The following is a 26665-nucleotide window of genomic DNA, read 5'->3' on the forward strand; positions in this document are numbered from 1 at the left end:
AGCGCGAGGAGGGCGACGGTGCGGCATATCCCTTCTCCCCGCCAGCGGGGAGAAGGTGGCGGCAGCCGGATGAGGGGTATTCCCATCACCCAGCAACCGAACGTGACGGCTTACCTGTCGAGCCCGGCTTCCTTGGCGAAGGCCTTCAGCGACTTCAGCCCGAGCGACTGGTACTCGAACGGGTTGCGCACGGCCGAGTCCTGCTCGGCTTCGATCACCAGCCAGCCGGAATAATTGTGCTCGGCGGCGATCTTCAGCACGGGCAGGAAGTCGACGCCGCCTTCGCTGTCGCCGGGAACCGTGAAGACGCCACGGCGCACGCCTTCGAGGAAGGAGAGGCCTTCGCCCTCAACGACCTTGCGGACGGCGGGCCGCACGTTCTTGCAATGGATGTGGCGGACGCGGTGCATGTATTTCTTCGCAACTTCCGCCGGATCGGAACCGCCGAACCAGGCATGGCCGGTATCGAGCAGCAGCTTGGTCGCCGGGCCGGTGTTCTGCATCAGGAGGTCGATTTCCTCGCCGGTCTGGACGATCGTGCCCATGTGGTGGTGGTAGACGAGGTCGATGCCCTGGTCGGCGCAATACTGAGCGATCGCTTCGAGGTCGGCGCCGAACGTCTTCCACTGGTCGGCCGGCAGGACTGGCTTGTCGTTTGCGACCGACTTGCCGTCGTCGCCATGGATGGCGTTCGAGGTTTCGCAGACGATCGCCACCTTGCAGCCATTGTGCTTCAGCAGATCGAGATGCGGCTGGATCGCCTTCTTCTCGGCCTCGACGTCATGGGTGAGCAGGTTGGTCGAGTGCCAGCCGGAAACGAAGACGAGATCGTAAGCGCCGAGCTTCTGCTTCAGTGCTTCCGGATCGGACGGCATCTTGTGGCCCTTCTCGATGCCGTCGAAGCCGATCTTCTGGCAATCGGACAGGCAGTCCTCGAGCGTCAGATGCGCGCCGATCGAATGATCGTCGTCGTTGCTCCAGGCGATCGGGTTGGTTCCGTAGCGGATCATGTCTTTCACTTTCTGTCTGCTGAAGCGGTTGCTTCGCCATTCTTCATTTGCTGTTCAGGCAGCCCCTCATCCGCCCGGTGAGGGGCCTGCCCCTCATCCGGCTGCCGCCACCTTCTCCCCGCTTGCGGGGAGAAGGCATATGCCGCGCCCGAGTACCCCAATCTCGATCTCTCTTTGGGGCACGTCCCCTCTCCCCGCCAGCGGGGAGAGGGTTAGGGTGAGGGGCTGTTGTCAACGTCTCATCCTTCGGGCCTTGCCCGACACGCAAAAAGCGCTCGCGTATAAAAACGCGAGCGCCGTGTTCTTGTTCAGCCGAAGCGCTGTGCGGCGAGCGCCTTCTCGTAGCCCTCGCGCGCCGCGTTGACCTGGGCGCGACCCGAGACTTCGGGCACCGCGACATCCCACCAGTGGCCACCGGCCTCGGTGGTGATCAGCGGGTCGGTGTCGATGACGATGACGGTCGTGCGCGTCTCGCTTGCCGTTTCCTTGAGCGCCGCTTCGAGTTCGGAGATCGAGCCGACCTTGCGGGTGACGGCGCCCATCGCGCCGGCATGCGCCGCGAAGTCGATCTGCGGCAGTTCGACGTGATGGGTGTCTTTCAAGAGATTGTTGAAGTTGGCGCTACCGGTGCCCATCTGCAGTCGGTTGATGCAGCCGTAGCCGGCATTGTCGAGCAGCACGATCGTGAACTTGGCGCCAAGCATGATCGAAGAGGCGATCTCCGAATTCAGCATCATGTAGCTGCCGTCACCGACCATGACGATCACGTCGCTCTCAGGCTTGGCGAGCTTGACGCCGAGACCGCCGGCCACTTCGTAGCCCATGGTCGAGAAGCCGTATTCCATGTGGTAGCCGCCAGGCTCTTCCGCCTGCCAGAGCTTGTGCAGCTCACCCGGCAGACCGCCGGCAGCGCAGACGAGCGTCGTGTTCTTGCCACCGCGGGCGCGCTGGACGGCACCGATCACCTGGGCGTCGGACGGTAGGGCCGCGTTGGTCGTGGCCGTTGCCTTGTCGGCGACAGCTAGCCATTCGGCCTTGCCGGCCTTCGCCTTGGCGGTCCAGCTCGGGTCGACCTTGTGGCCGCCGAGACCCCCGGAGATGCGGCGGAGACCAGCGCGCGCGTCCGCGATCAGCGGCAGGGCGTTGTGCTTGCCGGCATCGAAAGGCTGGACGTTGAGGCCGATGATCTTCAGCCCTTCGTTTTTGAACAGCGCCCAGGAACCCGTTGTGAAATCCTGCAGGCGCGAGCCGACGGCGAGAACCACGTCGGCATCCTCGGCAAGCGCGTTGGAGGCGGAGGTACCGGTCACGCCGACCGAGCCCATGTTGAGCGAGTGGGAATGCGCCAGCGCCGACTTGCCGGCCTGCGTCTCGACGACGGGAATGCCATGGCGTTCGGCGAAGTCTGCAAGATCCTTGCTCGCTTCCGAATAGAGCACGCCGCCGCCGGCGATGATGATCGGCTTCTTGGCTTCCTTCAGTACCGCGATCGCGGTCGCCAGTTCGTCGAGATCCGGCTCGATCCGGCGCGGCACCCAGACCTTCTCGTCGAAGAAGTTTTCCGGATAATCATAGGCTTCGGCCTGAACGTCCTGGCAGAGCGACAGCGTCACCGGGCCGCAATCGGCGGGATCCGTCAGCACCTGCATGGCACGGCGTAGCGCCGGGATGATCTGTTCGGGGCGGGTGATGCGGTCGAAGTAGCGCGACACCGGGCGGAAGCAGTCGTTGGCCGAGATCGTGCCGTCGCCGAAGCTTTCCACCTGCTGCAGCACCGGATCGGGACGGCGGTTGGCAAAGACGTCGCCCGGCAGGAAGAGAACCGGCAGGCGGTTGACATGGGCAAGCGCCGCCGAGGTCACCATGTTGAGCGCGCCGGGGCCGATCGAGGTGGTGCAGGCCATGAAGCGGCGGCGGAAGCTCGCCTTGGCAAAGGCGATCGCGGCATTGGCCATGCCCTGTTCGTTCTGGGCGCGGTAGGTCGGCAGCGTCTCCTTGATCGCGTGCAGCGCTTCGCCGACGCCGGCGACGTTGCCGTGACCAAAGATCGCGAAGACGCCGCCGAAGATCGGCACCTTCTTGCCATCGATGACGGTCATCTGGCGGGTCAGGAACTGCGCCACCGCCTGTGCCATGGTCAGACGCACGGTCTTCTGGCTCATAATCTGTTTCCTCCTCGTGGCGGAATCGTCCCGTTCCACCCTGTCTGCTGCATCGTCCGACGTTTGGCGTCGATCCTATGCCGCCTTTGTTTCACCCAGTTGCAGCCAGAGATCGACAAGTGCCTTGAACTTTCCGGCCATGTCGGCGATCGCCTGGTCGTCGCTCATCGTGCCGCCGAGCCAGGCCCTGCCAGCATCGGCGAAGATCGTGCGGCCGACGGCAAAGCCCCGGACCGTCTTCGACGTGCGGGCAGCTGCAAAGCCGTCCTTCAGTTGCTCATAGGGCGCTTCGAGGCCCAAGAGCACCACGCCGCGGCAGAGCGGATCGCGGGCTTCGATGACGGCATCGATCGCTGCCCAGGCGCCGCGGCTTGCCTGCGGCTCGAGCTTCCACCAGTCCGGCTTGAGGCCGGCATCGTAGAGCTCGGTCAGGGCCCGCGGAATGGTCTGGTCGTCGAGCTTGCCATGCTTGCCGGCAATGATCTCGATCAGGATCTCACGGCCAACCTTGCGCGCCGCCTCGAAGGCCGAGCGGAGCTTTGCCACCTGCTGGGCCTTCAGCTCGGCCGGATCGTCCGGGTGATAGAAGGAGAGGACCTTGATGCAGTGGTCGACCGGCCAGTCGATCAGGCGGCTGCCGAGATCCTGGCTGAATTCGAATTGCAGCGGCCGCGAGCCCGGAAGCTCGATCGGCTTGCCGATCCAGAAATCGCGGTGGGCGCCGGCGGCGTAAAGCGCGTCACGGCCGTACTTGTCGTCGATCAGCATGCCGAAACCGGAGCGTCCGGCCGCGACCTGGGCGGCGGCCTTCACCGCCAACACCTTGAACGCTGGAATGCGGTCCAGCAGGGACTGGTCACCGGCGGCCATGTCTTCGAGCTGGCTGCGATGGTCGATCGCCAGCGCCATCAGCAGCGGAATGTCGCGGCGGCGGGTGGTCGCCCAGTGAACGTGGTTGATCGCCTCGTCCTTGCGCAGGGCCCGCTCCTTGCTGCCCTTTTCCAGGAAGAACTGCAGTTCGGTCCAGGTCGGGATTTCCGGCGCGCAGAGAAGGCGGGAGACGGCGAAGGCGCCGCAGGCATTGGCCCAGGTGGCCGACGTCGCGTGCGGCTCGTTTTTCAGCCAGCCGCGCAGGAAGCCGGACATGAAGGCGTCGCCGGCGCCGAGCACGTTGTAGACTTCGATCGGGAAGCCCTTGCCGACGATACCGTCTTCGAGGTCGTCGGTGATCGGGCCGTCATAGACGATGCAGCCCATGGGGCCGCGCTTAAGCACAATCGTCGCCTTGGAGAGGGAGCGGATCGTCTTCAGCGCCTGCAAGAGGTCGCTTTCGCCGGAGGCGATCAGCACTTCTTCTTCTGTGCCGACGATCAGGTCGCAATCGGAGAGAACAGTCTTCAGGTGCGCCGAAACGCGATCCGACGCGATGTATCGGCTCTCGCCGGCGTCATGGCCGGCAAGGCCCCAGAGGTTCGGGCGGTAGTCGATGTCGAAGACGATCTTCGCGCCGTTTTCCTTGGCGATGCGGATCGCCTTGCGCTGGGCAGCGTCGGTGTTCGGCTTGGAAAAATGCGTGCCGGAGACAAGCACGGCGCGGGCGGAGCGGATGAATTCTTCCGAAACGTCGTCTTCGCAGAGCGCGTTGTCGGCGCAGTTGTCGCGATAGAAGAGCAGCGGGAAGGTCTTGTCGTTTTCGACCGCGAGGATTGCAAGCGCAGTCAGCCGCTCCGGGTCGGTGACAATGCCGCGGGTCTCTACGCCTTCACGGGTGAGCTGCTCGCGGATGAAACGGCCCATCTGCTCATTGCCGACGCGGGTGAGAAGCGCTGACTTCAGACCGAGGCGCGCCGTGCCGACAGAGATGTTGCAGGGGCAGCCGCCCACCGACTTCGCGAAACTCGAAACATCTTCAAGCCGCGTGCCGATCTGCTGGCCATAGAGATCGACCGAGGCCCGGCCGATGGTGATCAGGTCGAGCGGCTTTGCTCCCTGTGCCGAAACGTTCTGGCTCACTGCTTCCTCCCCGCGGACACCTTGGCGGGCCCGACCATTTCCGTACTGTGGGTGATGGCCGTATGAAACATAAATTCCGACGTTTAGTCAATATGGAATTTTCATTCTATCTGTTCCGTTTCGCCTAACTGCCCTCGGCAAGCCGCTGGCGCTTCTCGGCAATGGCGACCGTCAATGCCATGGCAAAGGCCATGCTGGCGGAGAGCGAACGGAAGCCGGCATGATCGGCCTCGACCAGTTCGAACCAGACTTTCGAGGATTCCGCGAGCGGCGAGAAGGCCGAGTCTGTCAGCGACACGACCGGCACCTTGCGCTCGGCGAGAAGCCGCGCCTGGGCGGCACTTTCAGACGCATAGGGCGAGAAGCTGACGGCAAAGGCGGCATCGTTCTTCGTCGCCATCGCCAGCATGTCCTCGTCGATGCCGGCGGCCGTGCCGACGAGCTGGTACTTCACCTTCAGCTTGCCGAAGGCATAGGCCATGTAACTGGAGATGGGATAGGAGCGGCGCTTGGCGATCAAGTAGATCGTGTCGGCCTTGGCGAGGATATCGACGGCGCGCTCGAAGGCTTCCGGATCGACCGAGGAGGCGATGTTGTCGAGCGAGCGGTGGGCGGCGGCGACGAAGCCGTTGAAGATTGAGCCGCTTTCGAGCTTGCTGTGGTCGTTGGCGCTCAGTGCCTTCAGCCGGTCCTCATAGCCCGGCGTGCGCTCGCGCAGCCGGGCGCGAAAGATCTGCTGCAGGCTGGAAAAGCCCTCGAAGCCGAAATGCTGGGCGAAGCGCACCAGAGTCGACGGCTGCACTTCCGCCGAGGTGGCGATGCTCGCGGCTGTACCGAAGGCGATTTCGTCGGGGTTGTCGAGCGCATAGGCGGCGACCTGGCGAAGCCGCTTCGGCAGCTCCGCCTTGCGTTCCAGAATGGCGGCCTTCAGCGCCTCGAAATCCTGCGGCACCTCTGTCGTCGTTTCCGGCGTGGCCATGTCTCGCTCGTCTCCCTCGATATCAGTCTGGCTTTCGGCCTCACCCTAATCGATTAGTCGGGAACGGGATAGAACAGGCGTTCTATTTTCCTCCAGCATTTCTAGCAAAAGTGCGCAGCGGTTTTGCGTCCGGAAATGCGTACCGAGATAGAGAGCATTTCCAGCAAAAGTGCGCAGCGGTTTTGCGTCCGGGAATGCGCGTCGGGGAACCGCTTAAATCCGTACCCATTCGTTGGTCTTGGCCGATTGATAGGTCGCCGAAAGCACCTTCTGCACCTCGTAGCCTTCGCGGAAATCCGTCGATGGCGACCTGCCGCCGGCGATGGCGTCGAGGAACTCCTTGACCTCGATGGCCTTCAGGTCGTTGAAACCGATCTGGTGGCCCGGCGCCACGCAGAAGGCGCCATAGGGCGGATGTTCCGGTCCGGCCCAGATGGTGCGGAAACCGCGGGTGCGGATATCGTCGCCAGTCTTGTAGAGGCGGATTTCGTTCAGCCGCTCCTGGGTGAAGACGATGCTGCCCTTCGAACCGTAGATCTCGAAATCGTGCTGCATCTTGCGTCCCGTTGCGATCCAGCTTGCCTCGAAGCTGCCGGTCGCACCGTTTTCGAAGCGCACGAAGGCGCGGGTGATGTCGTCGACCTCGACGGCGCGGGTTTCACTGGAGCCGGCGGAAACCGGGCGTTCGGGGATCTGGATGATGGTCTCGGCGAGCACCCGGCTGATCGGGCCGACGAGGTGGCGCATCGAGGCGATGATGTGGCTGCCGATGTCGGCAAGCGCGCCGCCACCGCTGGCCGGGTTCAGGCGCCAGCCCCACGGAACCTGCGCATCGGCCATGAAGTCTTCCGCATGAATGCCGCGCATCGAACGGATTTCGCCGATCTCGCCGCTTTCGATGATGTCCTTGGCAAGGAAGATCAGCGGGTTCTTCAGATAGTTGAAGCCGACCTGGGTGACGACGCCCGCCTTCTCAGCCGCTTCAACCATCTCGCGGCATTCCGCAACGGTCGGCGCCAGCGGCTTTTCGCAATAGACGTGCTTGCCATGGGCGATCGCCGCCAGCGCCATCTCCTTGTGCAAGAGGTTCGGCGTGGTGATGTCGATGATGTCGATATCCGGATCGGTCAGGAGTTCCCGCCAGTCGGCCGTCGCCTTGCGGAAGCCGAGCTGGCCGCGGGCGCGCTCGGCACTTTCGACGGTCACGTCGGCGACCGAAACCAGATCGAGCTCGAAGGGCAGGTCGAAGACCCGCGCGGCAATGGTGAAGCCGAGCGCATGGGCCTTGCCCATGAAGCCCGTGCCGATCAGGCCGATGCCGAGTTTGCGCTTGCTGCCCATGCCGAATTCCTCCCTGGCGGCGCTGCCGTATTGGCTCGAAATGAAATGAATTGTGCAAGATTTGTCAATATGGAATATTTGTTCGAAATATGACGGAGATACCGACGTTGTGCCGTTTGAAACAGCCAAAACTGTGTGTTCCGGCTAGCTTCACCTTGACGAAGGGGGAATGTGTTAACGCATTTTTACCATGTTCCGTTGGAACATCGCATTTCGTCATGGTTAACGAATCGCCCTCACGTGAACGGGGCGGAGCTGGAGTGAAGTCAGCATGTGCCGCTGGGCAGCCTATCGCGGAGAGCCGCTCTATCTCGAGGAACTGGTGACCTCTCCGGCGCACTCGCTGATCGAGCAGTCCCATTGCGCGACACGGGCCAAGACCGCCACCAATGGCGACGGTTTCGGCATCGCCTGGTATGGCGATCACCCGGAGCCCGGACGCTACCGCGATATCCTGCCCGCCTGGTCCGACTGCAACCTGAAGAGCATCGCAAGGCAGATCCGCTCGCCGCTCTTCCTTGCCCATGTGCGCGCCGCAACCGGCGGCGGCACAAGACGCGACAACTGTCATCCCTTCGTCTTCGGCCGCTGGTCCTTCATGCACAACGGCCAGATCGGCGACTTCGAGCATCTGCGCCGTCCGATGGAAAGCATGCTCGACAACGACCTCTATTCGGCGCGCACCGGCACGACGGACTCGGAACTCCTGTTCCTGCTCGCGATGCAGTTCGGCCTCGACCGCGATCCGCTCGGCGCCATCGCCGAGGCGCTCGCCTTCATCGAGCAGCTTGCCGAGCATCTGGAGCGCCAGGTGCTGGTGCGCTTCACCGCTGCTTTCTCCGACGGCCAGGATCTCTACGCCGTGCGCTACGCCTCCGACTGGAAGGCGCCGACGCTCTATGCCGCACCCATGGGTCCGAGCGGCGGCTATTGCCTGGTTTCCGAGCCGCTCAACGACGACGACAGTGCCTGGGTGGAAATCCCTGACGGCACGGCGGTCATCGTCGGCGAAAATGGCGTCGATGTCCGGTTGTTTTCGACCAAGGGCACGCCGGTTCGGTCGCGCCAGCTGGCTTGAGGAATCACATTTGTGATGTAGCGGACAGTGCCAGCCCCTCATCCGGCTGCCGCCACCTTCTCCCCGCAGGCGGGGAGAAGGGACACGCCGCACCCTCCCGATCCATCTGCTCGCTGCGAACGCACCGTTCACGCAGGGCACGTCCCCTCGCCCCGCTTGCGGGGAGAGGGTTAGGGTGAGGGGCACCTGTTTCGCTGGACTAGCCTTTATCTGCCCGTGCCAACGCGTCGGCAACCATCGCCGCCAGCTTCTCCGCCACCGCGTCCTTGTCCATCTCCGGCCAGTCGTCATTGCCGGCATGAGAGATGAGCTTCACCTTGTTGCGATCGCCGCCCATGATGCCGGTTGCCGGTGACACGTCGTTGGCGAGGATGAAGTCGGCGCCCTTGCGCTCGAGCTTGGCGCGGCCGTTGTCGGCGACGTTTTCTGTCTCGGCGGCAAAGCCGATGACGAGTTTCGGCCGCCTGGCATGGTGGCCGACCGTCTTCAGGATATCGGGGTTTTCGGCAAGCTGCAGCGGCGGCGGTGCCTCGCCGGGTTTCTTCTTGATCTTGTTGCCGGCGGCCGTCGCCACCCGCCAGTCTGCAACGGCGGCGACCATGACGGCGACATCGGCGGGAAGGGCGGCAAGCACCGCGTCGCGCATCTCTTCGGCCCGTTCCACATGCACGACCTTGACGCCGGCCGGATCCGGGATCGTCACCGGGCCGGAGACCAGCGTCACGTCGGCGCCGAGTTTTGCCAGCGCCGCGGCGATCGCATGGCCCTGCTTGCCCGAGGAGCGGTTTGCGATGTAGCGCACCGGGTCGATCGGCTCATGCGTCGGCCCTGACGTGACGACGACGCTGCGTCCGGCAAGCGGCTTTGGTGTTCCGCCAAGAAGATCCTCGACGGCCGCCACGATTGCCAGCGGCTCGCTCATGCGGCCTTCGCCGGCCTCGCCGCTTTCCGCCATCTCGCCCGCTTCCGGGCCAATGAAACGGATGCCGTCCTTGGCAAGGGTCGCCCGGTTGCGGCGGGTCGCCGGATGCGCCCACATCTTCGGGTTCATCGCCGGCGCCACCAGCACAGGCCGGTCGGTCGCGAGCAGAACGGTCGAGGCGAGATCATCCGCGTGGCCGTTCGCCATCTTCGCCATCAGGTCGGCGGTGGCCGGTGCCACGACGATCAGGTCGCATTCGCGGGCAAGGCGGATATGGCCGACATCCTGCTCGTCCTCGCGGGAGAACAGCTCGAGATAGACATGCGAGGCCGAAAGCGCACCGACGGCCAGCGGCGTCACGAACTGCTGTGCGCCTGATGTCATCACCGGCCGCACGCTCGCGCCGCGTTCCCTGAGGCGCCGGATGAGATCGAGGCTCTTATAGGCCGCGATGCCGCCTGAGATGATGAGGAGAATACGCTTGCCCGACAGTGTCATTTGCACCCGGCCCTTCGGCCGTCCTCTTGCCCGGCATGGGCTGCCGAGCCTACGCGATACCAGAACATTTGGGACGGCTGGCTTTGCCAGCGTCACTTGATCGAACCTACTTGAGCGATCCGTCAGGCGCAACGTGTGCCGCTGGCGGACACGCGTTGCACCCCGCGGATCGAGGAAATGCGGCAGAACAAAAGCCGCACCGCTTGCGTCAACCGGGGCAGGGGCTGTTGCCGAAGCCAGATAATGCGGTTAATCCGCTCTCAATCCGCGGGGGCTAAGCTTCTTCCATGCGAATAAATGCGATCACAAACTGGGCCTATGGCGTGACCGTCCTTCTGACGGGGCTTTCCGGTGCCGCCTTCATCCTGTCGACCGACAGCGCGATCAGGGAACGCCAGGCAGTCGAGCAGCACTTGGTGCTCGACACCCTCGGCGAAGAACTGGCACTCGGGGCGGAAACGCGAAGCGACGAAGCGCGCCTTTATGTGATGCGCGGCGACGAGCGCCATCTCGAGGCCTTTCACCGCGCCGAGGAAGAGGAGCGCCGGCGCGAGGAGGCGACCAAGACCGCGGCGAATTTTGGCGCGACGCCGGCGGAGATCGCCGCCTTGCAGGAAATCGTTCGCGAGGCGGAAGCCCTCGACAAGGTCGAGGTTGCCGCCATCGAGGCCTATCAGAAGGGTGACCGCGCCGGCGCGCAGGAAAAGCTCTTTGGGCCCGAGCACGAGCGTCTGCAGACCGCCCTTCTTGAGACGGTGGCGCGGTTCAGGGACCTGACCAACGTCCGCACCGGCGCGGCCCTCAATGAGGCGCAGGAGCGCAGCGATTGGTATGCGGCCGCCGCCAAGACGATGCTGGGCATCACCGCCGCCCTGTTCCTGAGCGTGCTCTATTTCATTCTTAAGCGCCGCGTCGCCATGCCGCTTACCCGAATGAGCGGCATCGTCACCCGCCTTGCCGAGCAGGATTATGCCGTGGAGGTCCCACTCGATCGGCGCCGCGACGAGATCGGTGAGATGAACCAGGCGATCCATATCTTCCGCGAGAACGGCCTGGAACGCGACCGGCTCGATGCCGAACGGCGGCTGGACCAGCAGACCAAGGACCTGATCCTGCAGATGATGCACCGGCTGCAGGCCTGCCAGAGCCAGGACGAGCTGGCCGAGGTCGTCGCTCGTTTCGCGCCGCAGGTCTTTCCCAACCTCGCCGGCCATCTCTATGTGCTGAACGACAGCCGGACGCTCCTGTCGCGCGTCGGTACCTGGCTCGATCCGCAGCATTCGGCGCCGACGTTTCCGTCGAGCGCCTGCTGGGGGCTTCGCCGCGGCCGGCCGCATGTCAGCAACCGCGGCCACAGCGACATTGCCTGCCAGCACCTCGACGATGAGGGCGTGATCGGCCTCTGCGTGCCGCTGACGGCCCAGGGCGACACGATCGGGCTCCTCTACTTCGAGGAACGGTCTGAGGAGGAGTTCGCGGTCGAGGCGTCGCGCCTCTATCTCGAACTGATCGCCGAAAATATCGGGCTCGCCGTCGCCAATCTTCAGCTGCGCGAGAAGCTCACCAATCTCGCCGTCCGCGATGCGTTGACGGGCCTGCTCAACCGGCGCTGCCTCGACGAGGCGCTGAACCGGCAGCCGCGCGGGCAGGCCGGCAAGCTGCTTAGCTGCCTGATGATCGACATCGACCACTTCAAGCGTTTCAACGATGAGTTCGGCCACGATGCCGGTGACGTCGTCATGCAGTATGTCGCCCAGATTATCGTCGACACGGTGGGCGATGCCGGCAGCGCCTATCGCTTTGGCGGCGAGGAATTCACCGTGCTCATGCCCGACGCCGGCGAAGCCGCAGGCTTCGAGCTTGCCGAGCGGCTGAGGACGCGGATCGGCACGACGCCGCTTTCGCATCGCGGCCGCATTCTGGGCACGGTTTCGGTCTCGGTCGGCGTTGCCTCGGCGCCAGACGATGGGCCTGTAGCCACGCTTCTGACCCGGGCCGATGCCGCTCTTCTCGACGCCAAGAACCAAGGCCGAAACCGGAGCGTGCGGGCCTCCGGGCTCGCCTTCGGCGACGACGAGGCGCGTCGCAGCCTCGCCTGATCCCCTGGCTTCCGGCACACCGTATCGAATGCCCCGCCTTGAAACGGGCGCATTCGATGCTATCTATGACCGCGATAGAAATTTGAACAGGATACACGCATCGATGGATTTCACCCTGACCGCCAAGCCGAACCGTCTTGCCATCAGGGAAAACCGTATCCATGCCTGCCTCCATTTCACTCTCCCAAATTTCGTGGTCCACGCCTGAGGGCCGAAGCCTCCTTTCCGATCTCGACCTGACCTTTGGTCCTGTCCGCACCGGCCTTGTCGGCCGCAATGGCGTTGGCAAATCCACGCTGCTGCGACTGGTCGAGGGGGCGCTGACACCGCAGGGCGGCAAGGTCAGTGTTGTCGGCAGTCTCGGTGTGCTCAGCCAGACCGTTCAGGTCGCAGCAGGCGAGACCGTCGCCGATCTCTTCGGCGTCACCGACGCGCTGGCGGTTCTGCAGAAAGCGGACGAGGGGCACGCCTCCGTGGACGAACTGGCTTCTGCCGATTGGACGCTGGAGGCCCGCATGGAGGAGGCGCTTGCGCGCGTCGGTCTGGACGCGGCAGCGCAAACGCGCCTTGCCGCCCTGTCCGGCGGGCAGATGACCCGCGTGAAGCTTGCCGCGCTCGTCTTCAAGGAGCCGGATTTCATTCTGCTCGACGAACCCACCAACAATCTCGATCGCGAGGGTCGGGCTGCCGTCGCCGCGCTGATGGCGGGCTGGCGCGGCGGCGCCATCGTCGTCAGCCATGACCGTGAACTCCTGGAGACGATGGACGTGATCGTCGAACTCACGACGCTTGGTGCGACGACCTATGGCGGCAACTGGAGCCATTATCGCGAACGCAAGGCGATCGAGCTGGCGTCCGCGCGCCACGATCTCGCCGATGCCGAGCGGCGTCTGGCCGAGGTCGAGCGCAAGACCCAGGAGACGACCGAACGCAAGGCGCGCAAGGATGCCGCCGGCCGCCGCAAGCGGGCCAAGGGCGACGAACCGCTGCTCCTGCTCGACGCCAGGAAGGAGCGCAGCGAAAAGACCGGCGGCGACAATGCCCGCCTCGCGGAACGGCGGCGGGACCAGGCAGTCGGCGATCTCGCCGAAGCGCGCGAGCGCATGGAAATCCTGCAGCCTCTGACCGTCCGCCTGCCGCCGACCGGCCTGCCTTCCGGCCGCAGCGTCCTGCAGCTCGATGATGTCAGCGTTGGTTATGGACCGGGAAAACCGATCGTCGATCGGCTGACGCTTTCGGTCGTCGGGCCGGAGCGCGTGGCACTCACCGGTCGCAACGGTTCGGGCAAGACGACGCTGCTGTCGCTGCTGACGGGTGATCTCGAGCCATGGTCCGGCACGGTGCGCGTCCTGGTCGATCACGCCATGCTCGACCAGAAGGTAAGCCTGCTCAATCCCGCGCTCTCGATCCGCGACAATTTTCGTGCCCTCAACCCGGACGCCAGCGAAAACGACTGCCGGGCGGCGCTCGCGCGTTTCATGTTCCGGGCCGACGCTGCGCTTCAGATGGTCTCGAGCCTCAGCGGGGGACAGATGCTGCGCGCCGGTCTCGCCTGTGTCGTCAGCGGCAGCAAGCCCCCGCAGCTCCTGATCCTCGACGAGCCGACCAACCATCTGGACATCGATTCCGTCGAGGCGGTTGAGGCGGGGCTCAGGGCCTATGACGGCGCGCTGCTGGTCGTCAGCCACGACCAGGCCTTTCTGGAGGCGATCGGCATCACCAGGCGGGTCGATCTCTCCTGAAGGGAATTATTCCGCCCAGTGCGTTTCGCCGGTAAACGCGATGGTCAGCCAGCGGTCGTGGCCGGGATCGCCGATCTCCTCGCCGATCTCGGCGCGGATACGGTCGAGCTCGGCAAGCGTGCCGACCTTGGTTTCGGGCGTTCCGATCAGATGGACCTCGATCGTCTTGGAGCGTCCGACCTTGGCGACATAGGTGCGGTAATCGGCAAAGCCGTGGCGCGCGACCGCATTCGCCGCCGCCTGCCGCACGCGCTCGTCGAGCTCGGCCGGGGCGAGGAGGAAGATCTCTTTCAAGGCCTGGAAGACGGTGCGGATCGGCAGCGGGATCAGGCAGAGCGTCAGCACGATCAGGATCGCCGGGTCGACATAGGGCGTGACGTGTTCGTAAGCCGTGCCCTTCAGGGCGGCGGCGATCGCGAAGGCGACGAGCAGCGCGAAGGTGATCGCACCGGACATCGCCCAGGCGCGCACGTCAAGCGCCAGGAATTCCGAGCCGATCGGCCGGTTCGCCCGGCGTACATAGAAGAACATGACGGCGCAGATCACCACGACGACGGCGGCATAGGCGATCGCCCAGTCGAAGGCGAGGTGGTTGCCACCTGACAGGAGCGAGCCGACGGCATTCACCATCGCGTAGAAGGAAAGCAGGGTCAGCAGGCCGGCATTGAAGAGGAGCACCATCGGTTCGATGTGCCAGAAGCCCATCTGGAAGCGCTTGCTCGGCTTCGGGATCAGCTGAGTCACGCCGAGCGCGAGCAGGGTCATGGAGGCGTCGACGGCCGAGAACACACCGTCGAACACGATCGATACCGAACCCGAAAGCAGACCGAAGATAACGCCCGTCACCCCGACGACGACGGTGGCCGCGATCGATTGTTTGAGGACTGTCTGTTCGCTTGGCGCACTCATGATCTTGTTTTTACTCCGGTTTTGGCGCGGTGCTTAGGCGTTGGCAGTGTCGAAATGGTGGCAAGGAGGGTCGATGACGCTGCAAGCATAGCGTTTCGGCCCGCCGCAAGACAGTCGCGACGGGATGGCGCTCAGGCGCATGGCATTGGGTTTTGTCGATTGGCGGGTTCAAAGAATACCGCCGCGTCTTGGCCGACCGCCGGACAGGATCCCCTGTAGCGGAGGGCTAGGCGAACTGTCCCAGCCGCAAGAGATCTCCCGTCGCGGCGCCATTGTCGAGCGTCGTGGCGCGCGCGACCTCGGGCCGTGGCGGCGGCATGGAATGGCCGATCGCAAACAGAAGCGCACCTGCGGCCGCAAACAGCCCGAACAGCAGGAACATGCCGGCGCCGCCGACGGCGCCAAGCGCAAGGCCGCCGATGAGCGGCCCGAGGAAGTTTCCGAATGTCGAGAGCGAATGGGCGCCGAAATAGGTGCCCCGGTTGCCGGCGTTGGAAATGCCGTCGACCAGCACGTATTCCGAGGGCACGACCAGCACCTCGCCGATGGTGAAAAGGATCATCGAGGCGACGAGCATTTCCATTCCGGACGAGGCGGCAAACCCGATCTCGCCGATCAGGAACAGCAGGCTGCCAAGCGACAGCGCGCGCAGGGCGCCGATCCGTTCGATGACGAAGCGGGCCGGCGTGCTGGCGACCAGCACCGTTACCGCGTTGGTCGAAACCAAAAGCGCAAAGAGCGTGATGCCATCCTCGAAGCCGCTGTTGAGATATTGCGACAGGGTCACCGACCATTGACCGTGAACGGCGAGAAGCAGGGTACCGCCGACGACGAAGAAGACCAGGCGCCGGTCGCGCAAGGCTGCGACAAGTCCGCGCCAGCCAACGGCACTCCCTGACGCTCGTTCGGTCTCGGTGGACTGCCTGCCGCTGGCCTCGGGTACCGTGAGCAAGATCACGAGACCGAAGGCTGCATGGATGACGCCGGCGATGACGAACAGCGTCACGTAGGCCGCACCGACCGATACGCCGATCAACGGCCCGATCGCCCAGCCGGCATTGATGGCGAGATAGCGCCAGGAGAAAACCTTGAGGCGCAGATGTTCAGGCGCCGCATCGCTCATCAAGGCACGCGCGACCGGCTCAAAAACGGCGGCGGCAACGGCTGAGACGATATGGGCCAGCGCGAAGGCGGCGATCGATTGTGCCAGTCCGAGCCCGGCCAGCGCCAGTCCGGCCATGAAGAGTGCGACGGTCAGCACGGCTTTTCGGCCAATCCGGTCCGAGAGTGTGCCGGCGAAGGGGCTGACGATCGCGCCGAGCAGCGGACCCACGCCGATCAACGCGCCGATGCTGGCGGGGGTGAGGCCGAAGTCACGCTGGAGGCGGATCGCAAGGAAGGTCAGGCTCATGCCCTTGGCGATCGTCACCACGCCGGAGCCCGCGATGAGAAGCAGCGCGACGAAGCGGCCGGCTTTTTCGGAATAGGCAGTCATCACGGGCACCTGCTGGCTGGAAGCCGCCCGGTCTCCTTTAAGGATGGGGCAGAGCAAAAGGAAGAAACGCCTATGCGATTACAGCCGGCACGTGTGTTCGGCAAGGGGCATCGTTTCCCCGAACCTCTGGACTGAAAAGAAGGCCCGAGGCGGCCGTCGGCCGCCCCGGCTGTTCACATCCGGATCGCCGGGCGTTGACCCGGCGGCTCAGGCCTTGGCCTGTCGCTCTTGCCAGGCCGCGTAAAGCGGTGCCGTCCCTGCATCGTCGACAGGCACATGGCGGAAGCGCATGGCCTGCTCGGCAAGCGGCTTTGCCAGTTCCGCATAGATCGCCGCGGTCGAGAGGCCAAAGGGCTCGGCGTCGGCATTCGAGTTCGCATAGGCGATCTCGGTGATCCCGGCCATGCGCATGGCGGCAAGGCACATCGGGCAGGGCTGGCCGCTGGCATAGACGGCGGCGCCTTCGAGCCGCGGGGAGCGAAGGTTCTGGGCGGCCTCGCGCAACGCGTTCAGTTCCGCATGCGAAGTGGGGTCGCCGGATGACAGCATCTCGTTGACGCCGCGACCGACGATCTCGCCATCCTTGACGACGACGGCGCCGAAGGGGCGTCCGCCTTTCTCGACGTTGCGGCGGGCAAGCGTTACCGCCTCGGCCAGATAGGTCTGTTCCTGGGTCATGGGAGTTCTTTCTAGCGCGCGCCGGCGTCGGCCAGCAGCTTCTCGATCTTGCCATAGCCGCGCTGGCGGGCATGGGTCAGCGGGCTGACACCCTCGCCATCGGCAAGGTTCACGTCGGCGCCGGCAGCAATCAGCAGGCGTACGATCTCGGTGTGTTTTTCGCCGCCGCTGCCGAGGATGATGGCTTCGAGCAGTGCGGTCCAGCCGAGGCGGTTGACGTGATCGACGTCGATGCCGGCTTCGATCAAGGTCTTGACGGTCTCGACATGGCCGCGCTCGGCGGCCGGGATCAACGCCGTTCCGCCATAGCGGTTGGTGCTCTTGAGGTCGGCGCCATTGGCAAGCGTCAGCTTCAGGATCTCGAGATGCCCGCGCGCGCCGGCATAGAGGTAGGGGCTGTCCTGGATCTTGTCCTTGGCGTTGACGTCGGCGCCGGCCTCGATCAGGGCACGCGCCGCATCGACGCGATTTTCATGGGTGGCGGCGAGCAGCGCCGTCGCACCGCTGGCGTCGCGCGCTTCGATGCTTGCGCCTTCCTTGAGCAGCGCCTTCACCTTGTCCGGATCGCCGGTCTCGGCGGCGGAGATCAGTTGGTTTTCAAGCATCGAAGCCCCCACGGTTTGAGGTGCAAGGCTGAAGGCGGCAATCGATGCGCCGATCAGCGAGCCGAAAAGTCTTGGTCGCATTTGGTCTTTCCGATCATGCAGGCCGGTCGAATGGATCGACCGATCGCAATGGTTGCGGTTACGAGCGAAACGAGGAAACCCGGAAGGGGCTCCGTCCATGCCGCTCTCGCTCATCGCGATCTCGTGCTTACTTGAGCCGATCCGTGACCTTTTCAAGGGCGCAAGACACGCGTCGTCGCCGAACGTCTCCCGCGCCCGGCATGGCCCTCCCGTCCGCGACCTTAGGCACTGCCGCATTCATTTGGAAATTAAATGTATGAATGCTATCAAGTGGAGATATGAATGGTCACCCTTTCGATCTGGATCTGCTGAGAGCTTTCGCGGCGGTGGCCGATTGCGGTGGTTTCACCGCTGCCGCCGGCCGGCTCAATTCCACACAGTCGACCGTCAGTCAGAAAGTCCTGCGGCTGGAAGAACAGGCCGGTCATCGGTTGCTCGAACGCAGCCATCGTCAGGTCCGCCTGACGGAAGCGGGCGAGCAGTTGATCGGCTATGCGCGGCGCATGCTGGCGCTCGATGCAGAGGCGCGGCAGCTTCTCTCCGGCGCATCGGTCGCCGCGACGCTGCGCCTCGGCCTGCCCGAAGACTTTGCCGCCGGTCGCACGACCCGCATGCTTTCGGCCTTTGCCCGCCGGCATGACAATGTCAGGCTCGAAGTGACGAGTGGGCTCAGCCGCGAGCTGCGGTCACTCTATGATCGCAGCGAGCTCGATATCGTCGTCGTCAAGCAGCGCCGTGGCTCAGGCGAGGCGGTGCAGCGGTGGCAGGAAAACCTATGCTGGATCGATAGCGCCGCCCATCCTGTTCTGGCGCTCGATCCTCTGCCGCTCGTCGTCTTTCCGCCGCGCGGGCTTTATCGCGACGACATGGTGGCGGCACTGGATGCCTCAGGGCGACGCTGGCGCGTGAGCTATACCAGCTCCAGCCTTGCCAGCATTCAGTCGGCCGTTGCCGATGGGCTCGGCATCAGCCTGCTGCCGGCCCGCGTCGTCCACGACCGGCACCGGGTGGTGAAGCCGCAGGACGGGCTGCCGATGATCGAGACGATGGAGATCGGGCTCTATTACCGGCCGGAGGCCGGCGCTCTGGTCACGCGGTTGGCAGAGGATCTCTCAGCGCTCATCGGCGATGACAGCCGGGACGAGGAGCCGTCGACGGAAATGTCCTGAACCGTATCAGAGCATCGAACGGCTGAGGCCGCCATCGACGGGCAACGCCACGCCGGTGATGTAGCTTGCCTGACGGCCGGCAAGGAAGGCCGCGGCCGCCCCGAATTCCGCCGGTGTGCCGTAGCGGCCGATCGGGATGTCGCGTTGGCTGCGGGCTGCGACCGTTGCGATATCGAGCCCTTCGCTTTCGGCGTCCATCCGGTCGAAGCTGAGCGTGCGGTCGGTGGCAAGCCGCCCCGGCAGAAGCAAGTTGACGGTCACGCCGTCGGCCGCGACTTCGCCGGCAAGCGTCTTCAGCCAGCCGGCAACCGCACTTCTGAGTGCGTTCGACGCGGTGAGCCCGACGATCGGCTCGCGGATGCTGGTGGAGGCGACGGCAATGATGCGCCCGAACTGGCGTTCCCGCATGCCGGGCAGCAGTCGTCCGGTGATGCGCATGCCAGCCAGTACCATGGTCTCGAATTGCGCCCGCCAGAAGTCCGGTTCGATGACCGAGGCAGGCGAAGGTGGCGGCCCGCCGCCATTCAGCACCAGAATGTCGATCGCGCCGAAATCGGCTTCGAGCTGGTCCAGCAGGCCATCGAGGCTTTCGGGTTTCGAGAGGTCGAGGGCATAGCCGCGCGCCGAAGGGCTGATGTCGGCTGCCACCTTGGCGGCCGATGCCGCATCGCGGCCGGTCAGCGCCACGATGACGCCTTCGCCGGCAAGAGCCTCGGCAATGCCGCGCCCCAGCCCCTTGCTGCCGCCGAGCACCAGCGCGCGTTTTCCAGCGATGCCAAGATCCATGGACGACCCTCCTCGATTGCGGAATTCAGAATGGCTTGGCATTCGAGCTACACCAGATTTCCGCGCAGCGGAATTGTTTTGACGCCGGTGGGGGTGGGAATGCAAAAGCCCGGCCGCATGGCGGCCGGGCTCTCAAGCGCCCTCCCTCATTCTGTCGCTTAGCGGCAGATGCGGATTTTCTTGTAGTAGCGGTTGCCGTAGCTGTCGTAGCGCTTCACCGTCTTCAGGAAGCAATAGGGTTCGTCCTCGTAGTAGTAAGGCCCGCCATAATAGCTGTCGACATAGCCGACACGGCCGTTCCAGCCATGGCCGTAATAGCCGTCGCTGAAGCCGATCGAGAAACCGCCGGCCTGAGACGGTGCTGCAAAGGAGATGGCGGCGGTGACGGCGACAGCGGCTGCGACGATGAACTTGCGCATGATGATCTCTCCTCCGGATGGGTGGGATGATCCTTCGTCATCCATGAGACGAAAGTCGCATGAAGCCGATATATTCGCAGTTCCGGATGGAACAGGATGGTGCCGGCGGATGCGTGAAGGCGCGCTCCGCCGGCCACAGCCTAAGCTGTCGCCGAGTGTCGTGCTCTTCAGGCGGCGCGTGGCCCTGCCGGGTCGCGGATACGCGCCATCGCGAAAACGTCGGCGAGAACGCCGTGCCGCAGCGCATAGGCCCGGTGCGTGCCCTCCATCTCGAAGCCGGCCCTGCGGTAGAGCGCGATCGCGGGCTCGTTGTCGGTAAAGACCGTAAGCTCGATGCGGCTGATGCCGAGCCAGTTGTCGGCGGCATCGATCAGAGCGGTTAGCAACGACTTACCGATGCCTTCGCCGCGATGATTGTCGTCGACGCTGATCCCAAGGGCTGCCGAATGATGCCGGCGCCCCTTGCTGCGGTGCAGCCCGGCCAGGCCGAGGATCCGACCGGCGCGCTCGGCGACGATGACGATGCTGTCGTCCGAAAGGGTCTCCAGCCACTTGCGTGTCTGTTCCGGATTGGAGAACGGCTGGCGCAGCGTGCCTGCGCGGATGCCCGGTTGGCTCATCAGCGCCGAGATCGCTTCGAAATCGACGACGCGGGCCGCGCGGATGCTGATATCTGAAGGGTCGTTCGCCTCGGTCATTGTTTCCTCTCTTGGCTCCGAGGAAACAGGACCAACCCTGCTCGCCTCGGCAGGGTTGGTGGGGGGACATTTCGCCTTAAGTCAGCGCAACAGGTCTCCCGCACACCCCTGGGGTATGCGTGCAAAGCACCATTGCGAGCATCGAGCGATTGTCCATGAGGGGACGATAGCAAGCGAGGGTAGAAAAGCAAGCCGGTTCGGCGACCGGATTGCTGACGGTCAGGTCACCTGCCAGGCGATATAGACGAGCGTGGCGGCGATCAGCCAAAGCGCGATGCGGCCGGAGCGCGTGTGTTTCGCCTCCGCCTTGCCGATCGCATGCGCGGTCTCCGCATCGAAACGCAGGCCGTTTTCGCTCATCGCCATGATCTCGCTCGAAAACTTCTCCGTGCGAGCGGCGATTTCAGGCGCGGCTTCGGCCAGCCGCAGTGCGGCATGCAGGCCGTCGCGCAGGTCGGTGACGATGCGCTTCGGTCCGAGATTGTCGCGGATCCATTTGCCGACGACCGGTTCAGACGCCTTCCACATGTTGAAGCGCGGATTGAGTGTGCGTGCGACCCCTTCGACGACCACCATAGTCTTCTGCAGCATGACGAGCTCGGGGCGCGTCTGCATGTCGAAGAGTTCGGTGACCTCGAAAAGCAGCGTCAGAAGCTTCGCCATCGAGATGGTTTCGGCCGGCTGGCCGTGGATCGGCTCGCCGATCGCGCGGATCGCCTGGGCGAAACTCGCAGCATCGTGGTGCGAGGGCACATAGCCCGCTTCGAAATGCACGTCGGCGACGCGCTGGTAGTCGCGGGTGATGAAGCCGAAGAGGATTTCGGCCAGGAACCGGCGCTCCTTCTTACCGAGACGGCCGACAATGCCCATGTCGACCGCGACGATATGGCCGGCGTCATCGACGAAAAGATTGCCCTGGTGCATGTCGGCATGGAAGAAGCCGTCGCGCAGCGTGTGGCGCAGGAAGGACTGGATCAGGACTTCGGCGAGAAGGTTGAGATCGTGGCCGGCCGCCTTCAGCCCCTCGATATCCGACATCTTGACGCCGTCGATCCATTCCATGGTGACAACGTCACGCCCGGTCCGCTCCCAGTCGACCTTCGGCACGCGGAAGCCGGAATCGTCCTTGGTGTTCTCGCCAAGTTCGGAAAGGGCGGCCGCCTCCAGGCGAAGATCCATCTCGATCTTGGTCGTCTGCTCCAGCGTCTTGGTCACCTCGACCGGTTTCAGCCGGCGGGTATAGGGCAGGAAGCGTTCCTGCATGTGACTGACCAGATACATCGCCTCGATGTCGGAAGCGAAACGCTGGCGCACGCCGGGACGGATCACCTTGACGGCGACCTTCTCTCGCCCGCTGTCGCGCATCACGATCGCCGGATGCACCTGGGCGATCGAGGCCGCAGCCATCGGCTCGGAAAATTCGGCGTAGAGATCGTCGACCGTCCGGCCGAGCGAGCCTTGGATCGCGGCCTTCGCCTCGTTCTGCGGGAAGGTCGCCATGCGGTCCTGCAACAGCGACAGATCGGCGGCAAACTCCGCGCCGACGACGTCGGGGCGGGTTGCAAGGAATTGACCGATCTTCACATAGGAAGGGCCGAGACGGGCGACGGCGCGCGACAGCCGGTCGCTGCGCTCTTCCCCCGGAACCCTGCGGCGCGCCAAAAGTCCGGCCGCCTTCTGGGCAAAACGGGCAAAGGGCGGCAGATGTTCGGTCGGGACGGCGGAGACGACGCCTTCGCGCACGAGAACCCAGCCGATCCGCGCGAGGCGGATATATGCTCCAGGCGTGCTCATCGGGATCAGATTTTCCAGCCGGAATGCAGCGCTGCGATGCCGCCGGTGTAATTGGTGAAGGAAACGCGGGAGAAACCCGCCTCCTTGATCATCGTCGCGAAGTCCTTCTGGTTCGGGAACTTGCGGATCGATTCCACCAGATACTGGTAGGGCGCCTCGTCGCCGGTGATCAGCTTGCCGAACTTGGGGATCGCGTTGAACGACCATGCGTCATAGAAGCGGTCGAGCAGCGGCATTTCGACTTCGGAAAATTCCAGCACCAGCAGGCGGCCGCCGCGCTTCAGCACCCGGTATGCTTCCTTCAGCGCCACGTCGATGCGCGGCACGTTGCGGATGCCGAACGCGATCGTATAGGCGTCGAAAGTGTTGGCCTCGAAGGGCAGGTCCTCGGCATTGGCCTCGACGAAATCGAGATTGGCGGAGAGCTTCTTCTTCTCGGCCCGCTCGGCGCCGACCGCCAGCATCGAGCCGTTGATGTCGAGCACGGTCGAATGTGCCTTGCGGTCGGAGGCCTCGATAATGCGGAAGGCGATGTCGCCGGTGCCGCCGGCAACGTCGAGGGTCCTGTAACCCTCGCGGCGTGGCGGGTTGAGGGCGGCGATCATCGCGTCCTTCCAGGCGCGGTGGAGGCCCGCCGACATCACGTCGTTCATGATGTCGTAGCGCTTCGCGACCTTGTGGAAGACGTCGTTGACGAGCGGCTGCTTCTCGCCCGTGCCGACGTTGCGGAAACCGAACGATGTTTCCATGCCGCCATCGGCCGATACGCGCTGATCCGTCATACGAAGAACTCCACCTGAACCAATTTTTCCGGCACCATAGCGAAAAGGCCCGTCACACGCTATCTCGTGGGCGGGACCGCGGCTGCGGCATAGCGCACCCCTATAGGATAAGAAGGCCGCCAAGGAAATGCCAACCACCGCATCCGGTGGCTGAGATCGAAGGAGTGCATGCATGCCGGAGTTGCCCGAGGTCGAAACCGTCAAGCGCGGCCTGGCGCCGACCATGGAGGGGGCGCTGCTGGTCAATGCGGAACTGCGCCGTCCGGATCTGCGATTTCCTTTCCCGGAGAATTTCTCCTCGACCGTTGCCGGCCAGCGCATCGTCTCGCTGTCGCGTCGCGCCAAATATCTGATGATCGATCTGGAAGCCGGCGACGTGATCATCGCCCATCTCGGCATGTCCGGCTCCTTCCGCATCGAGGTGGGACCGGCGGCAGCAACGCCGGGCGAATTCCACCATCCGCGCGGCAAGGACGAAAAGCACGATCACGTCATTTTCCATCTCGACGGCGCGCAAGGCCCGGTTCGGGTGATCTACAACGACCCGCGCCGTTTCGGCTTCATGGACCTTGCTCGCCGCGACACGGTGGCAAACCACGCCTATTTTCGTGCGCTCGGCGAGGAGCCGACCGGAAACGTGCTTGATGCCGCCTATCTCGCCGCACGCTTCTCGGGCAAGGCGCAGCCGCTGAAGGCGGCTTTGCTCGACCAGAAGAACATCGCCGGTCTCGGCAACATCTATGTCTGCGAGGCGCTGTGGCGCTCGCACCTGTCGCCGCTGAAACCGGCCGGCGCGCTCGTCGACAAGCGCGGCAAGCCGAAGGACGGGCTGGTGCGCCTGACTGACGCAATCCGCGAGGTCATCGCCGATGCCATTGCCGCCGGTGGATCGTCGCTGAAGGACCATATCCAGGCCGACGGCTCGCTCGGCTACTTCCAGCACTCCTTCTCCGTCTACGACCGCGAAGGAGAGGCTTGCCGCACGCCCGGCTGCGACGGTACGGTCGCGCGGATCGTGCAGGCGGGCCGCTCGACCTTCTATTGCCCGCATTGCCAGAAATGAACGCCGGTCCGTGAGCGGTCTGGTGCATGAACCGGAGGAAACAGGAATGACCTACGAAACGCTGCTGGTCGAAACACGCGGCCGCGTCGGCCTGGTGACGCTCAATCGTCCGCAGGCGCTGAACGCGCTGAACTCGACCGTGATGCGCGAGCTTGCCGCAGCGCTGAAGGCCTTCGATGCCGACAAGGAGATCGGCGCCGTCGTCCTTGCCGGCTCGGAGAAGGCCTTTGCCGCCGGCGCCGATATCAAGGAGATGCAGACGCTCGATTTCGTCGACAGCTATCTCGGCGACTTCATCGGCGGCTGGGACCAGGTCGCTGCGGCCCGCAAGCCCGTGATCGCCGCGGTCTCCGGCTATGCGCTCGGCGGCGGCTGCGAACTGGCGATGATGTGTGACTTTATCATTGCATCCGAGACTGCGAAATTCGGCCAGCCGGAAATCACCCTCGGCGTCATTCCCGGCATGGGCGGCTCCCAACGCCTGACGCGCGCCGTCGGCAAGGCCAAGGCGATGGATCTTGTGCTGACCGGCCGTATGATGGATGCGGCCGAGGCCGAACGCGCAGGACTCGTATCGCGTGTGGTGGCGCCGGAGAAACTGATGGAGGAAGCGCTGGCCGCTGCCGAGAAGATTGCGTCCTTCTCGCTGCCGGCCGTTATGATGGCCAAGGAAGCGGTCAACCGCTCGCTCGAGTTGACCCTTGCCGAAGGCCTGCGTTTCGAGCGGCGTCTCTTCCATTCGCTGTTTGCAACCGAAGACCAGAAAGAGGGCATGGCCGCCTTCGTCGCCAAGCGCAAGCCGGACTTCCAGCATCGCTAGCGCAAGGGGTGGCGCGCAGATTCTGGAAAATGCGCGTTGACGGGGCGGCCGTTTCCCGCTATACGCCGCCCTCAGTTTGGAACGCCATCCTGGGCTTTCCGGAAATACTCCCGAATTGCTTTGATGACAGGTCGCAGTGACCCGGCACGGCGAGGGCGGAGTTCATGTCAGTTTTCGAAGAGAGGCACAAATGGCCAATACAACTTCGGCGAAAAAGGCGACCCGCAAGATCGCACGCCGCACTGCAGTGAACAAGGCCCGTCGTTCGCGCGTCCGTGGCTTCATCCGCAAGGTAGAAGAAGCGATCGCAACCGGCGACCAGGCCGTCGCAGCCGCAGCGCTCAAGGCAGCTCAGCCCGAGCTGATGCGCGCAGCCACCAAGGGCGTCCTGCACGCCAACACTGCATCGCGCAAGGTTTCGCGTCTTGCACAGCGCGTAAAGTCGCTTTCGGCCTAATCCGGCTAAGAAAAATCTGTTAATCGAGAGCCCGGCCCTTGCGCCGGGCTTTTCGGATTCATACTTCTGTCATTGCGATGGTTAATCTGGCGGCTTGGGCTTATGTCAGTGCGATGACAAAATTTATATAATTATTTCAATGACTTGTGAGAGGTCCTTATCAAAAGGATGTCTCTGGCTGGGGGTCCGTTAGGCCCATTCTGAGTCAAGCGAATTTTTATTTTTTTTCTTTTTCGCCAGCTAAGCAAAGAGCGAAAAATCAAAACCCTTGATTCAACAGGGATTCTTCTCGGACTCGGAATGCGGCAAGCAAATGGCGGCCGGAGAGTCAACGGCCGGCGCTTAAGGTTGCGTAAAAATCGCGATTGATCTTGCCCATCGATCCTGCCTAAATGCCCTCCACAGGGGACACGGACCACATCTGTAAAAGGAAGCAAAAGAGGCCATTTCGAAGAAATGGTTTCGATGTTTCTGTCCTTTGTATCAGGGCGGCTCCGCGTCGTTCAATCAGACAAGTCGAAGGTGAAAAACCGGATGGTTCATACCACTCCGGACGAGAAACTTTCGTCCTGTGATTGTGAGGCGGCCATCTGCAGCACCGTGCGTCCGGTCGGACGCCTGAAGGTCGCTGCGGCGCTTTGACGGCTGCCTATCCTGCCCTTTGATCGGCTACGACAAAGGAAACATGCAGGCGGTCTCGATGGAGGGTGCAAGCGGCGCCCGACACGAGGCCAAGGTCCAACGCGCGGCTCATCGCTTCGTACGAGGGTGCGAGGAGCTGTTGACGAGGAGGAGGATCCGGTACGGCGCGGGAGCGCGTCGAAGGGATTGTTGACAAGAGGCGCGAGGGGACATCCTCCGGCCCGAAGGGCAGGTGGGTGCGCGTAGCGCGCAGCGAGGCGGGAGATGAGGAGCCCGGCGTCGTCTGCGACTGTGACGTTCGGCGAAAGCGGCATGGCCTTCGAAGGCGCCGCGGGCGACGGACATAAGAGATGAGGCCGGCAGCGATGACGGCATCTGAACATGAATTGGAAGGCGGCAAAATGCAGATGAATTTGGTGACGG

The 26665-nt window shown here is 64.0% G+C and carries 22 protein-coding genes; 7 read left to right on the forward strand and 15 right to left on the reverse strand.

Features of this window, described 5'->3' with window-relative positions; translation table 11 throughout:
* Positions 1 to 110 precede the first annotated feature (110 nt).
* The 5 genes from iolE to L981_RS11465 form a co-directional block, all read right to left on the reverse strand.
* A complete protein-coding gene (gene iolE, locus L981_RS11445) occupies positions 111 to 1010 on the reverse strand; it encodes a myo-inosose-2 dehydratase (protein WP_043615515.1) in 900 nt (299 codons plus the stop codon).
* Positions 1011 to 1318: 308 nt separating this feature from the next.
* Complete coding sequence (gene iolD, locus L981_RS11450) at positions 1319 to 3172, reverse strand: 3D-(3,5/4)-trihydroxycyclohexane-1,2-dione acylhydrolase (decyclizing) (RefSeq protein WP_043615518.1); 1854 nt, start codon at positions 3170 to 3172, stop codon at positions 1319 to 1321.
* A 75-nt stretch (positions 3173 to 3247) separates the two neighbouring features.
* Positions 3248 to 5185 (reverse strand): 5-dehydro-2-deoxygluconokinase, encoded by a 1938-nt coding sequence (gene iolC / locus L981_RS11455; protein ID WP_043615521.1) that lies wholly within the window; start codon positions 5183 to 5185, stop codon positions 3248 to 3250.
* 124 nt (positions 5186 to 5309) lie between these two features.
* Complete coding sequence (locus tag L981_RS11460; protein ID WP_043615522.1) at positions 5310 to 6164, reverse strand: MurR/RpiR family transcriptional regulator; 855 nt, start codon at positions 6162 to 6164, stop codon at positions 5310 to 5312.
* 213 nt (positions 6165 to 6377) lie between these two features.
* A complete protein-coding gene (locus L981_RS11465) occupies positions 6378 to 7505 on the reverse strand; it encodes a Gfo/Idh/MocA family protein (RefSeq protein ID WP_043615525.1) in 1128 nt (375 codons plus the stop codon).
* A gap of 271 nt (positions 7506 to 7776) precedes the next feature.
* On the opposite strand from L981_RS11465, the gene L981_RS11470 reads away from it, so the two are divergent.
* Positions 7777 to 8583 carry a class II glutamine amidotransferase gene (locus L981_RS11470; RefSeq protein ID WP_043615528.1) on the forward strand — a complete coding sequence of 269 codons (807 nt, stop codon included), beginning with the start codon at positions 7777 to 7779 and terminating at the stop codon, positions 8581 to 8583.
* A 199-nt stretch (positions 8584 to 8782) separates the two neighbouring features.
* Here the strand turns inward: L981_RS11470 and coaBC are convergent, their stop codons facing one another.
* Positions 8783 to 10003 carry a bifunctional phosphopantothenoylcysteine decarboxylase/phosphopantothenate--cysteine ligase CoaBC gene (coaBC, locus tag L981_RS11475; RefSeq protein ID WP_043615531.1) on the reverse strand — a complete coding sequence of 407 codons (1221 nt, stop codon included), beginning with the start codon at positions 10001 to 10003 and terminating at the stop codon, positions 8783 to 8785.
* Positions 10004 to 10290: 287 nt separating this feature from the next.
* Here coaBC and L981_RS11480 point away from each other — a divergent pair, with 287 nt between their 5' ends.
* Complete coding sequence (locus L981_RS11480) at positions 10291 to 12102, forward strand: diguanylate cyclase (RefSeq protein WP_043615534.1); 1812 nt, start codon at positions 10291 to 10293, stop codon at positions 12100 to 12102.
* A 161-nt stretch (positions 12103 to 12263) separates the two neighbouring features.
* The gene (locus tag L981_RS11485) at positions 12264 to 13844 is read left to right on the forward strand and encodes an ABC-F family ATP-binding cassette domain-containing protein (protein ID WP_043615537.1); all 1581 of its coding nucleotides are present in this window, start codon (positions 12264 to 12266) and stop codon (positions 13842 to 13844) included.
* Between the two features lie 6 nt (positions 13845 to 13850).
* Here the strand turns inward: L981_RS11485 and L981_RS11490 are convergent, their stop codons facing one another.
* The 4 genes from L981_RS11490 to L981_RS11505 form a co-directional block, all read right to left on the reverse strand.
* Entirely contained in the window at positions 13851 to 14753 is a 903-nt protein-coding gene (locus L981_RS11490; RefSeq protein ID WP_043615541.1) for a cation diffusion facilitator family transporter, read from the reverse strand.
* 226 nt (positions 14754 to 14979) lie between these two features.
* On the reverse strand, positions 14980 to 16248 hold the full coding sequence (locus tag L981_RS11495) for an MFS transporter (RefSeq protein ID WP_052201750.1): 1269 nt from the start codon (positions 16246 to 16248) through the stop codon (positions 14980 to 14982).
* 207 nt (positions 16249 to 16455) lie between these two features.
* Entirely contained in the window at positions 16456 to 16926 is a 471-nt protein-coding gene (locus tag L981_RS11500; protein ID WP_043615543.1) for a nucleoside deaminase, read from the reverse strand.
* 11 nt (positions 16927 to 16937) lie between these two features.
* Positions 16938 to 17531 (reverse strand): ankyrin repeat domain-containing protein, encoded by a 594-nt coding sequence (locus tag L981_RS11505; RefSeq protein WP_043615698.1) that lies wholly within the window; start codon positions 17529 to 17531, stop codon positions 16938 to 16940.
* Between the two features lie 359 nt (positions 17532 to 17890).
* Here L981_RS11505 and L981_RS11510 point away from each other — a divergent pair, with 359 nt between their 5' ends.
* On the forward strand, positions 17891 to 18781 hold the full coding sequence (locus tag L981_RS11510) for a LysR family transcriptional regulator (RefSeq protein WP_043615545.1): 891 nt from the start codon (positions 17891 to 17893) through the stop codon (positions 18779 to 18781).
* Between the two features lie 6 nt (positions 18782 to 18787).
* Here the strand turns inward: L981_RS11510 and L981_RS11515 are convergent, their stop codons facing one another.
* The 5 genes from L981_RS11515 to ubiE all read right to left on the reverse strand — a co-directional run bounded on the left by L981_RS11515 (position 18788) and on the right by ubiE (position 23260).
* On the reverse strand, positions 18788 to 19567 hold the full coding sequence (locus tag L981_RS11515; RefSeq protein ID WP_043615548.1) for an SDR family oxidoreductase: 780 nt from the start codon (positions 19565 to 19567) through the stop codon (positions 18788 to 18790).
* 158 nt (positions 19568 to 19725) lie between these two features.
* Positions 19726 to 19986, reverse strand: coding sequence for a hypothetical protein (locus tag L981_RS11520; protein WP_043615551.1), 261 nt, complete (start codon positions 19984 to 19986; stop codon positions 19726 to 19728).
* Between the two features lie 167 nt (positions 19987 to 20153).
* Positions 20154 to 20684 (reverse strand): GNAT family N-acetyltransferase, encoded by a 531-nt coding sequence (locus L981_RS11525; RefSeq protein WP_043615554.1) that lies wholly within the window; start codon positions 20682 to 20684, stop codon positions 20154 to 20156.
* A 219-nt stretch (positions 20685 to 20903) separates the two neighbouring features.
* Positions 20904 to 22478: a 2-polyprenylphenol 6-hydroxylase gene (gene ubiB, locus L981_RS11530; RefSeq protein WP_043615557.1), complete on the reverse strand. Its 1575-nt coding sequence runs from the start codon at positions 22476 to 22478 to the stop codon at positions 20904 to 20906.
* Positions 22479 to 22483: 5 nt separating this feature from the next.
* On the reverse strand, positions 22484 to 23260 hold the full coding sequence (gene ubiE / locus L981_RS11535; RefSeq protein ID WP_034797505.1) for a bifunctional demethylmenaquinone methyltransferase/2-methoxy-6-polyprenyl-1,4-benzoquinol methylase UbiE: 777 nt from the start codon (positions 23258 to 23260) through the stop codon (positions 22484 to 22486).
* Between the two features lie 172 nt (positions 23261 to 23432).
* Here ubiE and mutM point away from each other — a divergent pair, with 172 nt between their 5' ends.
* The 3 genes from mutM (at position 23433) to rpsT (ending at position 25600) form a co-directional block, all read left to right on the forward strand.
* Positions 23433 to 24323, forward strand: a complete 891-nt coding sequence (gene mutM, locus L981_RS11540; protein WP_043615562.1) for a bifunctional DNA-formamidopyrimidine glycosylase/DNA-(apurinic or apyrimidinic site) lyase — start codon at positions 23433 to 23435, stop codon at positions 24321 to 24323.
* Positions 24324 to 24369: 46 nt separating this feature from the next.
* Entirely contained in the window at positions 24370 to 25143 is a 774-nt protein-coding gene (locus tag L981_RS11545) for an enoyl-CoA hydratase (protein ID WP_043615565.1), read from the forward strand.
* A 190-nt stretch (positions 25144 to 25333) separates the two neighbouring features.
* Positions 25334 to 25600, forward strand: a complete 267-nt coding sequence (rpsT, locus tag L981_RS11550; RefSeq protein WP_043615568.1) for a 30S ribosomal protein S20 — start codon at positions 25334 to 25336, stop codon at positions 25598 to 25600.
* The last annotated feature ends 1065 nt before the right edge of the window (positions 25601 to 26665 follow it).

Origin of the sequence: Ensifer sp. ZNC0028, assembly GCF_000799055.1 — a bacterium.
In the GTDB taxonomy this organism is placed as follows: Bacteria; Pseudomonadota; Alphaproteobacteria; order Rhizobiales; family Rhizobiaceae; genus Ensifer.